Annotated in this window: 11 protein-coding genes; 10 read left to right on the top strand and 1 reads right to left on the bottom strand. The window is 72.1% G+C overall.

What is annotated here, in order from left to right; all coding sequences use genetic code 11:
• Positions 1-80 precede the first annotated feature (80 nt).
• The 10 genes from hemE to ACLBWJ_RS00250 all read left to right on the top strand — a co-directional run bounded on the left by hemE (position 81) and on the right by ACLBWJ_RS00250 (position 10,386).
• Positions 81-1,103, top strand: coding sequence for a uroporphyrinogen decarboxylase (gene hemE, locus ACLBWJ_RS00205; protein ID WP_282502583.1), 1,023 nt, complete (start codon positions 81-83; stop codon positions 1,101-1,103).
• Complete coding sequence (locus ACLBWJ_RS00210; RefSeq protein WP_447659561.1) at positions 1,100-2,506, top strand: protoporphyrinogen/coproporphyrinogen oxidase; 1,407 nt, start codon at positions 1,100-1,102, stop codon at positions 2,504-2,506. The genes hemE and ACLBWJ_RS00210 overlap by 4 nt, the downstream gene beginning before the upstream one ends.
• Positions 2,503-3,195 carry a hydrogen peroxide-dependent heme synthase gene (hemQ, locus tag ACLBWJ_RS00215; protein ID WP_274179544.1) on the top strand — a complete coding sequence of 231 codons (693 nt, stop codon included), beginning with the start codon at positions 2,503-2,505 and terminating at the stop codon, positions 3,193-3,195. The genes ACLBWJ_RS00210 and hemQ overlap by 4 nt, the downstream gene beginning before the upstream one ends.
• Complete coding sequence (locus ACLBWJ_RS00220) at positions 3,195-4,409, top strand: ferrochelatase (RefSeq protein ID WP_447659562.1); 1,215 nt, start codon at positions 3,195-3,197, stop codon at positions 4,407-4,409. The genes hemQ and ACLBWJ_RS00220 overlap by 1 nt, the downstream gene beginning before the upstream one ends.
• Positions 4,406-5,386, top strand: a complete 981-nt coding sequence (gene hemC, locus ACLBWJ_RS00225) for a hydroxymethylbilane synthase (protein WP_274179542.1) — start codon at positions 4,406-4,408, stop codon at positions 5,384-5,386. The genes ACLBWJ_RS00220 and hemC overlap by 4 nt, the downstream gene beginning before the upstream one ends.
• Positions 5,383-6,153: a uroporphyrinogen-III synthase gene (locus tag ACLBWJ_RS00230; RefSeq protein WP_112617980.1), complete on the top strand. Its 771-nt coding sequence runs from the start codon at positions 5,383-5,385 to the stop codon at positions 6,151-6,153. Before hemC ends, ACLBWJ_RS00230 begins: the two co-directional genes overlap by 4 nt.
• Positions 6,150-7,145 (top strand): porphobilinogen synthase, encoded by a 996-nt coding sequence (gene hemB, locus ACLBWJ_RS00235; protein ID WP_274179541.1) that lies wholly within the window; start codon positions 6,150-6,152, stop codon positions 7,143-7,145. The genes ACLBWJ_RS00230 and hemB overlap by 4 nt, the downstream gene beginning before the upstream one ends.
• A complete protein-coding gene (gene hemL / locus ACLBWJ_RS00240) occupies positions 7,142-8,461 on the top strand; it encodes a glutamate-1-semialdehyde 2,1-aminomutase (RefSeq protein ID WP_274179540.1) in 1,320 nt (439 codons plus the stop codon). Before hemB ends, hemL begins: the two co-directional genes overlap by 4 nt.
• A gap of 58 nt (positions 8,462-8,519) precedes the next feature.
• Positions 8,520-9,365 carry a 16S rRNA (adenine(1518)-N(6)/adenine(1519)-N(6))-dimethyltransferase RsmA gene (gene rsmA / locus ACLBWJ_RS00245; RefSeq protein ID WP_274179539.1) on the top strand — a complete coding sequence of 282 codons (846 nt, stop codon included), beginning with the start codon at positions 8,520-8,522 and terminating at the stop codon, positions 9,363-9,365.
• Between the two features lie 100 nt (positions 9,366-9,465).
• Positions 9,466-10,386, top strand: a complete 921-nt coding sequence (locus ACLBWJ_RS00250) for a phosphodiesterase (RefSeq protein WP_274179538.1) — start codon at positions 9,466-9,468, stop codon at positions 10,384-10,386.
• Here ACLBWJ_RS00250 and ACLBWJ_RS00255 read toward each other — a convergent pair.
• Positions 10,331-11,854: a stealth conserved region 3 domain-containing protein gene (locus tag ACLBWJ_RS00255; RefSeq protein WP_323985806.1), complete on the bottom strand. Its 1,524-nt coding sequence runs from the start codon at positions 11,852-11,854 to the stop codon at positions 10,331-10,333. The genes ACLBWJ_RS00250 and ACLBWJ_RS00255 overlap by 56 nt on opposite strands.
• Between the last annotated feature and the right edge of the window lie 140 nt (positions 11,855-11,994).

Below are 11,994 nucleotides of genomic sequence, written 5' to 3' on the forward strand. Positions count from 1 at the left end.
TCGTCACGCACGCCACCGGCTCGAGCCGGCTCGTGCGCACCCTGCTCGGCGAACGCGTCGAGAAGACCCCCGTCTGGTTCATGCGCCAGGCCGGCCGGTCACTGCCCGAATACCGTGCGCTGCGCTCGCAGGGCACGATGCTCGACGCCTGCCTGACGCCCGAGCTCGCCAGCGAGATCACGCTCCAGCCGGTGCGCCGGCACGGCGTCGACGCGGCGATCTTCTTCAGCGACATCATCGTGCCGTTGGCGATCCTCGGCATCGAGGTGGAGATCGCGGCGGGTCGCGGACCCGTCTTCGCCCAGCCGCTGCGGACGGCGGCCGACATCGCCCGCGCGGTCGAGATCGATCCCGCTCTCGTGCGCGAACGCGGCGAGGCCATCGCCCGCGCCGTCGAGCTGACGACCGGGATGCTGGCCGAGGAGTCCGAGTCGCGCGGCGAGCCGCTGCCGCTCATCGGCTTCGCCGGAGCCCCCTTCACCCTCGCCGCCTACCTCGTCGAGGGCGGACCGTCCAAGGACCACCTGGCCGCCCGCCGTCTGATCCACGAGGACCCGGCTGCCTGGCGAGCGCTGACGGAGTGGCTCGCCCGCGTGACGGGGGAGTTCCTCGCGCTGCAGGTCGAGTCCGGCGCCAGCGCCGCGCAGCTGTTCGACTCGTGGGCGGGCGGTCTCCCTCCCGAGGACTACCGCGCGGCGGCTCTGCCGGCATCCGCGGCGTCGTTCGACGCCGTGCGAGCTCTCCCGGTCCCCGTCGGCTCGGGCATCGACCACATCCCGCTCGTGCACTTCGGTGTCGGGACGGGCGAGATCCTGCGTGACATGGCCTCGATCGGCATCGACGCCCTCGGAGTCGACTACCGCGTGCCCCTCGACGAGGCCGCTCGTCGGGTCGGCGGCGACCTGACGCTGCAGGGCAACCTCGATCCCGCGTTGCTCTTCGCTCCGACCGAGGTCCGCGACGCGGCGATCGCGCGCATCCTCGAGGCCGGGCGTGCGGCCCGCGCACACGTGTTCAACCTCGGGCACGGGGTGCCCATGGAAGCCGATCCCGACGCCATCAGCTCGGTGGTGCGGACAGTTCACGCCTGGCGGTCGGCATGACCGTCGAGACCGACGTCGTCGTCGTCGGGGCCGGTATCGCCGGGCTGGTCGTCGCGCTCGAAGCCGTGACAGCGGGGAAGCGCGTCACCGTCCTCGAGTCCGATGACCAGATCGGCGGGATGCTGCGCCGTGGGCGCATCGTCGGAATCGACGTCGACCTCGGGGCGGAGTCCTTCGCCAAGCGGACCGATGCGGTGCCGCGACTCATCGCCGACTTCGCCCTGCCGCTCGAGGTCGTCGCACCGCGGTCGGGTCCCGCGCACCTGGTCTCGCAGCACGGCGTCGGCCTGCCCGGCACCCGGTGGAGCCGTCTGCCGTTGCCGCGACGCACGGTCATCGGCATCCCGGCCGACCCGCTCGCTTCGGATGTGGTCGCGATCATCGGCGACCGCGCGGCCGAGCGGGCCGCCGCCGAGGTGCTCGACGCCCCGATCGACCCGACCGCCTCGCTCGCCGACGTCGTCGAAGAACGCCTCGGCGAAGGCCTCCTCCGTGCTCTCGTGGATCCGCTCTGCCGCAGCATCTACTCGCAGCCGGCCGCGGCCGTTCCGCTCCCGCGTCTTCACCCGAAGATGTGGGCGGCGTTCGAGCGAACCGGATCGTTGCTGGCCGCGGCCGCGGAGGTCGCCCCGAACGCGCCCGGCGGAACCGCTGTGGGCGGGATCTCCGGGGGCATGTGGCGGCTCGCCGACGCCGTCGCGAGCCTCGCCGCCGAGCGAGGCGCGGTGATCCGCACCGGCACCGCGGTCGGCCGGGTCGATTCGGCGCGGGGCTCCGGCGTCTCGGTGGCGCTCGCCGACGGCGGGACGATCCGTGCCGAGCACGTCGTCATCGCGACCGGCCCGCGAGGCGCCGCAGCCCTGCTCGGGCAGGACAGCGGCGCCATCGACGCAGCCGCCACGGCGCCGATCCAGCCCGCGGTTCGCCTGCTCACCGCGGCGGTCACCTCCGACGACCTGTCTGCGGAGCCGGTCGGCTCCGGCGTCATCGTCGCTCCTGACGCGCGCACCGCGGCCAAGGCTCTCACCCACATCGACGCGAAGTGGGCCTGGGCCCGGGAAGCGCTGCCCGAGGGAACGCATGTCGTGCGCCTCTCAGCGCGTGCCGACGACACCGCCGGCCTCGACTCCGCCGCAGCCGTTGCCCGCGAGATCTCGCATCTCACCGGTGCGCGCGTCGACCGAAGCGACGTCGGTGAGATCATCACCACCCGCTGGCGCGATGCCGTCGTCCCGGCCGAGTCCGAGGCGTGGACGGCGACGGTGATGGATGCCGCCGCCCGCGGCATCCACGTCACCGGCGCCGTCGCCGCCGGGACCGGACTCGCCTCGGTCATCCCGCACGCCCGCGCGCTGGCCCATGAGCTCTTCGCCGTTCCCTCCGTTCGAAAGGACTCCCGATGACCGAAGAACAGATCCCGCTCGGTTACACCCTCTTCGCGATCCTCGCGGGCCCGCGCCCGCGGCCGCAGACGCCCACCGACGCCGACCTCGCCGAACTCGAGCGCGTCGTCGCCGGACTGCCCGACGCAGGAGTGACGGTGCGTGGCCTGTACGACGTCACCGGCATGCGTGCCGGCGCCGATCTGATGGTCTGGCTGCACACCGCCCCCGGCTCCGACGACGACCCGGCGGCGCTGCAGCGCGCCCTGCGCGAACTTCGGCGGACGGCCGCGCTGGCCGCCTTCGACCTCGAGTGGAGCGCCATGGGCGTGCACCGCGAGGCGGAGTTCAACAAGCGGCACGTTCCCGGTTACCTTCGCGGCGAGCACGCCCGCGACTGGCTCTGCCTCTACCCGTTCGTGCGCAGCTACGAGTGGTACCTGCTGCCCGAGGAGGAGCGCTCGGCGATGCTCGCCCAGCACGGCCGCCGCGGCGCGAAGTTCTCGGACGTCATCGCCAACACCGTCTCGACCTTCGCCCTGAGCGACTACGAGTGGCTCCTGCCCCTCGAGAGCGACGAGCTGATCAGTCTCGTCGACCTCATGCGCGACCTGCGCGCCACCGATGCGCGGCGGCACGTCCGTGAAGAGGTGCCCTTCTACACCGGCCGACGCGTCGAGGTGTCCGAGCTGGCGGAGGTGCTGTCCTGATGAGCGCGAACGAGTTCCGCCCCAAGCCCCCGCGTGCCCAGAGCGCGCCGCCGTGCGCCCCCGGCTGCGCGGTTCCCGCCGCCGGTCCGGCGTCGTGCGGGGGAGCGCCCCACGCGAGCGAGCCCACGTCGTACGACGCGCTCCTCCTCCTCGGCTTCGGTGGCCCCGAGGGCCAGGACGACGTTCTGCCGTTCCTCCGCAACGTCACCGCCGGGCGCGGCATCCCCGACGAGCGCCTCGAAGAGGTCGCGCACCACTACCGCCACTTCGGCGGCGTGTCGCCGATCAACCAGCACAACCGCGAGCTCAAGGCCGCCCTCGAGGCGGAGATCGCCGCGCGCGGCCTCGGGCTGCCGGTGTACTGGGGCAACCGCAACTGGATGCCGTACGTCGACGATGCCCTGCGCGACCTGCACGCCGACGGGCATCGTCGCGTCATCGCGATCGCGACGAGCGCCTACAGCTCCTACTCGTCGTGCCGCCAGTACCGCGAAGACCTGGCCGACGCGATGGAGGCCACCGGACTGGCGGGCGAGGTCGAGATCGATAAGGTCCGGCAGTTCTTCGACCACCCCGGGTTCGTCGCTCCGTTCGTCGACGGCATCCGCGACGGCCTGGCGAAGGTGCGCGAGCGCGGCATCGCCGAGGAGGACATCGAGATCCTCTTCTCGACGCACTCGATCCCGAACTCCGACGCCGACCGTTCCGGCCCGCCCGAGCGCGGCTTCGGCCCCGGTGGCGCGTACGTCGCGCAGCACACCGCTGTCGCGGAGGCGATCGTGGCCGAGCTCGGCACGACGAGCCCGTGGCAGCTGGTGTTCCAGAGCCGGTCGGGCCCGCCGTCCGTGCCGTGGCTCGAGCCCGACATCAACGACGCGATCGCCGAGCTGCCCGCCGCGGGGCGCAAGGCCGTGCTGATCGTGCCGCTCGGGTTCGTCAGCGACCACATGGAGGTGCTCTGGGACCTCGACACCGAGGCGATGGAGACGGCCGAGGAGCACGGGCTGTTCGCGGTGCGCACCGCGTCGCCCAGCACGCACCCGGCCTACGTCGCGGGTCTGGTCGACCTCGTCGAGGAGCGGCTCGAGGGGACGCCCGTCGAGGAGCGTCCCGCGGTGACCTCACTGGGCCCCTGGTACGACGTGTGCCGTCCCGGATGCTGCGAGAACAAGCGCCTGGGCTTCCAGCCGGCGCTCGCGGGGGTGGCGCCGTGACAGCCGGTGCACACGACGTCGACAGGTCCGCGGCGCCGGTGCTCCGTCTCGGGACACGGGCGAGCCTGCTCGCCACGACCCAGTCGCGCCACGTCGCCGACGCGATCACGGATGCAACCGGGATCACCGTCGAGCTCGTCGAGATCACCACTGACGGCGATGTGCTGACCGGCTCGCTCGCGCAGATGGGCGGTACCGGTGTGTTCGCCACCGCCTTGCGCGAGGCGCTGCTGCGGGGCGACTGCGACCTCGTCGTGCACTCGATGAAGGACCTTCCCACCGCGCCCTACCCGGGATTGACCATCGGTGCCGTGCCGCCGCGGGCTCCGCAGCGCGACGTGCTGTGCGGTCCGAGCGAGGAGACGACTCTCGACGGTCTGCCCGAGGGGGCCGTCATCGGCACCGGGTCGCCGCGCCGCGTCGCGCAGGTCCTCCGGCGCCGGCCCGACCTGCGTGTGCGCGACATCCGCGGGAACATCGACACGCGCCTGCGCAAGATGCGCGACGGTGAGTACGACGCGATCGTCCTCGCCGAGGCGGGGCTGCGGCGCATCGAGCGCGACGCGGCGATCGGCGAGGTCTTCGGGCTCGACCAGTGGCCGACATCGGCCGGTCAGGGAGCCCTCGCGGTCGAGATCCGCACGGTCGACCTCGACGGACCGATCGGTCGCGCGGTCGCGCTGATCGACGACGCCGAGTCGTCGTCGCGCGCCCTCCTGGAGCGTGCGGTCCTCCGCCGCCTGGAGGCCGGGTGTGCCGCGCCGGTGGGGATCTCGGTCACCGGGCTCGCGGCCGAGTCCGTCTTCGTCGCCGAGGTCTACGCGCCCGGGGGCGACCGCACGGTGCGCGCCCAGCGTGCCCTGCGCGCCGACCTGACCTCCGAGGGCGAGCGTGAGTCGGTCGCCGCCGATGTCGTCGCCGAGCTGCTGGACGGCGGTGCCGCGGACATCGCCGATCTGCCGGGGACGAGCCGATGACGGGCGGCCTGAAGGGACGCCGCATCCTGATCCCCCGCGGGGGATCCTGGGGCGAGCGCGTGCGCGATGAACTCGAGCGCCGCGGCGCGACCGGCGTGATCGCGCCCCTCATCCAGTCGCGGCCCCCGCGCGATCTCGCCGCCCGCGACGCCGCCTTCACCGCTCTGGCTGCGGGGGAGTACGCCTGGGTCTTCATCACGAGCGCCGCGACCGTCGAGCAGCTCGTCGCCCAACGAGTGAGCATCCCGATCGGAACGCGCATCGCCGCGGTCGGCCGCCCGACTGCGCGCGCCGTGGCCGACGCCGGCTTCGAGGTCGAGTTCGTGCCGGTCGGCACCTCGTCGGCGACCAACATGATCGCGCAGTGGTGCGCCGGACGCTCGCCGCGATCGACGGGGCGCTGTCTCGTGCTCCGCTCCGACCTGGCGATGGCCGTCATCAGCGACGAGCTCGAGCTCCAGGGCTACGAGGTCGACGTCTGCATCGCGTACCGGACGGTCGGGGTCGACCTGACCCCCGAGATCGCCGAGGAGGTGCGCACCGGGAAGATCGACACCGTGCTCCTCACGTCGCTCAGCGTCGGGCGCGAGCTCCGCCGTCAGGTCGGCATCCCCGGGCCCGAGGTGTTCATCGCCTCGATCGGTCCCGGCACCACGCGCGACGCCGAGAAGCTCGGCTACACCGTGCACCACACCGCACACTCGCAGAGCGTCGACGCCCTCATCGCAGAGCTCGACGCGCGACCCGCACCAGAGGATTCCCCATGAGCACCTTCCCCGAGCGGCGCCTGCGCCGCACGCGCCGCACCCCCGCGATGCGCCGCCTGTCGACCGAGCACCACCTCGTCGCCGCGCAGCTGGTGCTGCCGGTCTTCGTGAAGGAGGGCATCGACGAGGCGCTGCCGATCGCCAGCATGCCGGGCGTCATGCAGCATCCGATCGAGGCCATCGCGAGCGTCGTGACGGATGCCGCGGACGCGGGCATCGGCGGGATCATGCTCTTCGGCGTTCCGGCCGTCCGCGACGCCGAGGGATCGGGGGCGGTCGCCGAGGACGGCATCCTCAATCGCGCGATCCGCGTCGCGCGAGACGCCGCTCAGGGACGCATCACGGTGCAGGCCGACCTGTGCCTCGACGAGTTCACCGACCACGGTCATTGCGGGCTGCTCGCGGCCGACGGGTCGGTCGACAACGACGCGACCCTCGAGGTCTACGCGCGGATGGCGCTCGCCCAGGCTCGGGCCGGTGCCGAGGTGCTGGGGCTGTCGGGGATGATGGACGGCCAGGTCGCCGTCATCCGAGCCGCGCTCGACGAGGCCGGTCACAGCGACGTCGCGCTGCTGGCGTACTCAGCGAAATACGCCTCGGCCTATTACGGGCCCTTCCGCGACGCCGTCGAATCGACTCTGCAGGGCGACCGCCGCACGTACCAGCTCGACCCCGCCAACGCGCGTGAGGGGCTGGCCGAGGCGATGCAGGACATCGCCGAGGGCGCCGACTACGTCATGGTCAAGCCCGCGGGCCCCTACCTCGATGTACTCGCGCGCGTCGCGGAAGCCGCCACAGTGCCGGTCTGGGCGTACCAGGTGTCGGGGGAGTACGCGATGATCGAGCTGGCCGCGCGGGCCGGCGCGATCGATCGTGACCGTACGATCGCCGAGTCGCTCGTCGGCATCCGGCGCGCGGGTGCCGATGTGATCCTCACGTACTGGGCCCGCGAGGTGGCGGACTGGATCCGCGCTGGAAAGGACTTCGCATGACCCGCAATGACGAACTGTTCGACCGTGCCCGGGCTGTCATCCCCGGAGGTGTGAACTCCCCGGTCCGCGCCTTCGGCTCGGTGGGGGGCACACCGCGCTTCTACGTTTCCGCGACCGGTCCCTACGTCACCGACGCGGAGGGACGCGACTACGTCGACCTCGTCGCGAGCTGGGGGCCGGCGCTGGTCGGACACGCTCATCCCGAGGTCATCGACGCCGTCGTCGACGCTGCCCGCCGCGGTCTGTCGTTCGGTGCGTCGACCCCCGCCGAGACCGAGCTGGCGGAGGAGATCCGCCGCCGCGTGCCGATCGCGGAGAAGATCCGTCTCGTCTCGACGGGCACGGAAGCGACCATGACCGCCATCCGGCTCGCGCGGGGTGCGACCGGACGTGACCTGCTGGTGAAGTTCTCGGGCCACTATCACGGTCACTCCGACGGGCTCCTCGCTCAGGCCGGCTCGGGACTCGCGACCCTCGCCCTGCCCGGATCGGCGGGCGTCCCCGCTCCGATCGCCGCGCAGACCCTCGTGGTGCCCTACAACGACCGGGTCGCCCTCGAGGCCGTCTTCGCCGAGCATGGCCCGAACATCGCCGCGGTGATCACCGAGGCCGCCGGCGCGAACATGGGGGTCGTCCCGCCCGTGCCCGGCTTCACGACGTTCCTCCGCGAGCTCACGACCCGGCACGGCGCGCTGCTCATCAGCGACGAGGTCCTGACCGGATTCCGCTCCGGACCCTCGGGCTACTGGGGAGTCCTGCGCGAGACGGGCGAAGACGTCGCTCCCGACCTGCTCACCTTCGGCAAGGTCGTCGGAGGTGGTCTTCCGGTCGCGGCGCTGGCGGGACGCGCTGAGATCATGGATCTGCTCGCGCCCCTCGGCCCCGTCTACCAGGCCGGCACGCTCTCGGGGAATCCCGTCGCGGTCGCGGCCGGTCTCGCCACCCTCCGGCTCGCCGACGCCGACGTCTACGCGCGCATCTCGCGAGCGGCCGACACGGTCTCCGTCGCGGCCTCGGCCGCCCTCGATGCGGCCGGTGTGCCGCACATCGTCCAGCGCGCGGGAACGCTCTTCAGCGTCTTCTTTGGCTCGGCGGTGGTCGCAGGCGTCCCCGACTACGAGACGGCGACGGGTCAGGATGCCGGCGCCTACGCGGCCTTCTTCCACGCGATGCTCGACGCGGGGGTGTCGCTTCCCCCCTCGGCGTTCGAGGCGTGGTTCCTCACCGCGGCGCACGACGACGTCGCCCTCGGCCGCATCCTCGAGGCGCTGCCGGGTGCCGCTCGGGCTGCCGCTGCCGCCTCCGCGGACGTATGACCTGCAGCGCCGCGCCGTCCGCCGGGCGACGCGGCGCCGCGCAACTAGGCTGGTCCTCATGCCTGTGACCCTGCTCGGTGCCGCCGAGATCCGCGCCCTCGCGGCCGAACTCGACGTGACGCCGACCAAGAAGCTCGGGCAGAACTTCGTCGTCGACGCCAACACCGTCCGCAAGATCGTGCACGCCGCCCGCGTCCAGCCCGGCGAGCGGGTCGTCGAGATCGGACCCGGTCTGGGGTCGCTGACGCTCGCGATCCTCGAGGCCGGAGCGAGCGTCACAGCGGTCGAGATCGACCACCGCCTCGCCGCGCACCTTCCGGTCACCGCGGCCCGGCACGGCGTCGCCGACGGCGCGCTGACGGTCGTCGACGCCGACGCGCTGCGCGTCACCGAGCTTCCGGGCGATCCGACCGTGCTCGTCGCGAACCTGCCGTACAACGTCAGCGTTCCCGTGCTGCTGCATTTCCTCGAGACCTTCCCGTATCTGCGGCGCGGTGTGGTGATGGTGCAGGCCGAGGTGGCCGAACGCCTCGCCGCTGCGCCCGGGTCGAAGATCTACGGCTCGCCGAGCGCGAAGGCCGCGTGGTACGGATCGTGGCGTCTCGCCGGCACGGTCTCGCGGCAGGTGTTCTGGCCCGTCCCGAACGTCGACAGCCTGCTGGTCGCCTTCGAGCGGGATGCCGAGGCGCGCGGCGACGAAGCCCTCCGCCGCCGCACATTCCAGATCATCGACGCGGCCTTCGGCCAGCGGCGCAAGATGCTCCGCCAGGCGGTCTCGCCGCTGTTCGGCGGAACCGCGGCGACGGCGTCGGCGGCTCTCGAGGCCGTCGGCATCGACCCGACCCTGCGCGGCGAGCAGCTCACGATCGACGATTTCGTGCGGCTCGGGGCATCTGTTCACTGAACGCTCATCAGCGCGTCATCGGGTTCTCCCGAAACATGCCGGTAACATTCGGGACGAGCCGCGAGCGTCGCGGCGAGCATCACCCGACCCGGAAGAGACGATGCGAACCGCCGAGTACCCGGCACCCGAAAGGGTGCTGCTGCACCTGAGCGACACCCACCTGCGAGCCGCCGGCTCCCAGCTCTTCGACCGCGTCGACGCGGCCGCGCACCTGCGCCGGGCCCTCGATGCGATCGAGACGGCCGCCCTTCGCCCCGACGGGATCGTCTTCACCGGCGACCTCGTCGATCTCGGCGAGCGCGGTGCGTACGCCGAGCTGCGCGACCTGGTCGAGCCGTTCGCCGAGCGTCTGGGGACCCGCGTCTTCTGGGTCATGGGCAACCACGACGACCGCGCAGGATTCCGCGAGACGCTGTGGCGCGAGCCCGGTACCGCTGATGCCGCCGATCGCGTCGACGAGATCGACGGGCTTCGGCTCATCACGCTCGACACCAGCGTCCCCGGCGCGCATCACGGCGAAGTGCGCCCCGCGCAGCTGGCGTGGCTGCGCGAGGTGCTGTCGACCCCCGCTCCGCTGGGGTCGATCCTCGCGATGCACCACCCGCCGGTCCCGAGCGTCCTGCCGCTGGCGGCCAGCGTCGAGCTCCGCGACCAGCGCTCGCTCGCGGCTGTGCTTGCGGGTTCGGACGTGCGGGCCATCATCGCGGGCCACCTGCACTATTCGACCTTCGCGACGTTCGCCGGCATCCCGGTCTCGGTGGCGTCCTCGACCTGTTATGCGCAGGACCTCACGGTTCCGGTGGGTGGCACGCGGCCGCAGGACGGCGCACAGTCGTTCAACTTCGTCCACGTGTACGACGACACGGTCGTGCATTCGGTCGTGCCGGTCGATGCGCCCGCCACGCTCGAGTACACCGACGCGGGCGAGGCTCAGCGGCGGCTGGCCGAGGCCGGGATCGCGCCCGTCAGCGCTTCACGCCGGAGCGCGCCGCCGACGCGTCCCGTGCCCGTCCTTCGCTGACCGCCGGGATCTCCCAGGGCGCGCGGATCGGGAACATCCGCTCCAGCACATCGCGCAGCGATGCGACCCGGATCTCCTCCGGAACCTCGGTCTCGCCGCCGTCGTTCAGGCAGAACATGTCGATGTCGCGACGCTTCGCCAGCCGCTCCATTCCGGCGAGCGAGCGGGCGAGCGTCGTCTGCACGTACCGGGTGCGCGGCACCGATGTCGGCAGCGCGCGCCCCGTGAACATCGCGTAGTAGTGGTAGAGCGAGTTGGTCACGGAGATGTCGGTCGCAGCGCGGAAGCGGGATGCCGCGGTGCGGCGGAAGTCCTCGGGGAACGTCTCCTCGAGCTCCCGCATGACGCTGCGGCGCAGGGGAGCGGCGCAGTGCTCGAGGTCGCGGACGATGACGCGCCCGAAGCGCTCCTGCAACAGGGCTCGGTTGACGCGCAGGCCGTTGTCGTGGCCCGAGCGCTCCAGGCGCGGGTCGCCCGCGCCGATGCGCACGTCGCACTCGACGAACGACGAGATGCCGCCCGGCGAGAAGAAGAGCTCGGGATGCACGGGGCGACCGAAGAACATGTCGTCGTTCGAGTACAGGAAGTGCTCGGCCAGCCCGTCGATGCGGTGCAGCTGGGCCTCGACCGCGTGCGAGTTGTGCGTGGGCAGAGTGGAGGGGTCGGCGAAGAACTCCTCGCTGCGCACGATCGTCACCTTCGGGTGGTCGGCGAGCCATGCGGGCGCGGGGGAGTCCGTCGCGATGAAGATCCGCCGCACCCACGGCGCGTACATGTGCACGCTCCGCAGGGCGTAGCGGAGCTCGTCGACGTGCCGATAGCGGGCCGGACCGTCATCTCCCTCGCCGACGACGTACTCGGAGAGCTGGGCGGCGCGCTGCCGCTGGAACTCGCTCGCCGAGCCGTCGACCCACGAGAACACCATGTCGATGTCGTGGGTGACCTCGCGGGGGTGCGGGTCGAGCATTCCGACCACCGTCTGCCATTCGCGTCCGTACCGCGACCCGCTCACGATGTGCACGTCCTGCGCCGGCGTGATGCGCCGCATGAGCGCATTCGCCTGCGGAGCCTCGACGGCCGTCTCGCCGAACCGCCAGAACTCCACGCGCACGCCGTACTCGTGGTCGTACCGCCGGCCTCCGCCAGCGCTGACGCGGGGGCGGTAGGCCCGGAGCGCGTGGGGTGCGGAATCGGGGATGTCCGCATCGGCCGCGAAAACAGGGGCCGTGCCTTTCGCCTTGAGATACAGCGGCTCGCGCTGACCGAGACTGCGCAGGGTCGCCGCCGTCCTGTGCGCGTCCGCGAGGTCGATCGCGAGCGCGGGCGTGTGGAGATCGTGCCGGATGAGCAGCGTGCGGATGCCGGCGGACTCGAGCGCGTCAGCGATCAGCAGCAGGTCGGCGGTGCGGGCGCCGTCCGGCGTCGTGGTCTCGTGGACGAGGCGCAGGACGCCTTCGTCGAGGATCACGTCGTCGCGGCTCGCGGGCAGATCGATCCAGGGGTTCTCGCGGCGGGGCAGAGCGGAAAGGGCCAGGGTTTCCTCCTCGGGGGATGATTGTCTCGGTAGGCAGACTAGACATTCTCCGTTACATCGGTGTTTCCGCGCAC

The sequence above is a fragment of the Microbacterium sp. M4A5_1d genome (genome assembly GCF_053345465.1).

Excerpts from the sequence above, each read along its gene's own strand:
- hemE (WP_282502583.1), top strand. The coding sequence starts at position 81 with ATGCGCCAGGCCGGCCGGTCACTGCCCGAATACCGTGCGCTGCGCTCG.
- ACLBWJ_RS00210 (WP_447659561.1), top strand. The coding sequence starts at position 1,100 with ATGACCGTCGAGACCGACGTCGTCGTCGTCGGGGCCGGTATCGCCGGG.
- hemQ (WP_274179544.1), top strand. The coding sequence starts at position 2,503 with ATGACCGAAGAACAGATCCCGCTCGGTTACACCCTCTTCGCGATCCTC.
- ACLBWJ_RS00220 (WP_447659562.1), top strand. The coding sequence starts at position 3,195 with ATGAGCGCGAACGAGTTCCGCCCCAAGCCCCCGCGTGCCCAGAGCGCG.
- ACLBWJ_RS00230 (WP_112617980.1), top strand. The coding sequence starts at position 5,383 with ATGACGGGCGGCCTGAAGGGACGCCGCATCCTGATCCCCCGCGGGGGA.
- hemB (WP_274179541.1), top strand. The coding sequence starts at position 6,150 with ATGAGCACCTTCCCCGAGCGGCGCCTGCGCCGCACGCGCCGCACCCCC.
- hemL (WP_274179540.1), top strand. The coding sequence starts at position 7,142 with ATGACCCGCAATGACGAACTGTTCGACCGTGCCCGGGCTGTCATCCCC.
- rsmA (WP_274179539.1), top strand. The coding sequence starts at position 8,520 with ATGCCTGTGACCCTGCTCGGTGCCGCCGAGATCCGCGCCCTCGCGGCC.
- ACLBWJ_RS00250 (WP_274179538.1), top strand. The coding sequence starts at position 9,466 with ATGCGAACCGCCGAGTACCCGGCACCCGAAAGGGTGCTGCTGCACCTG.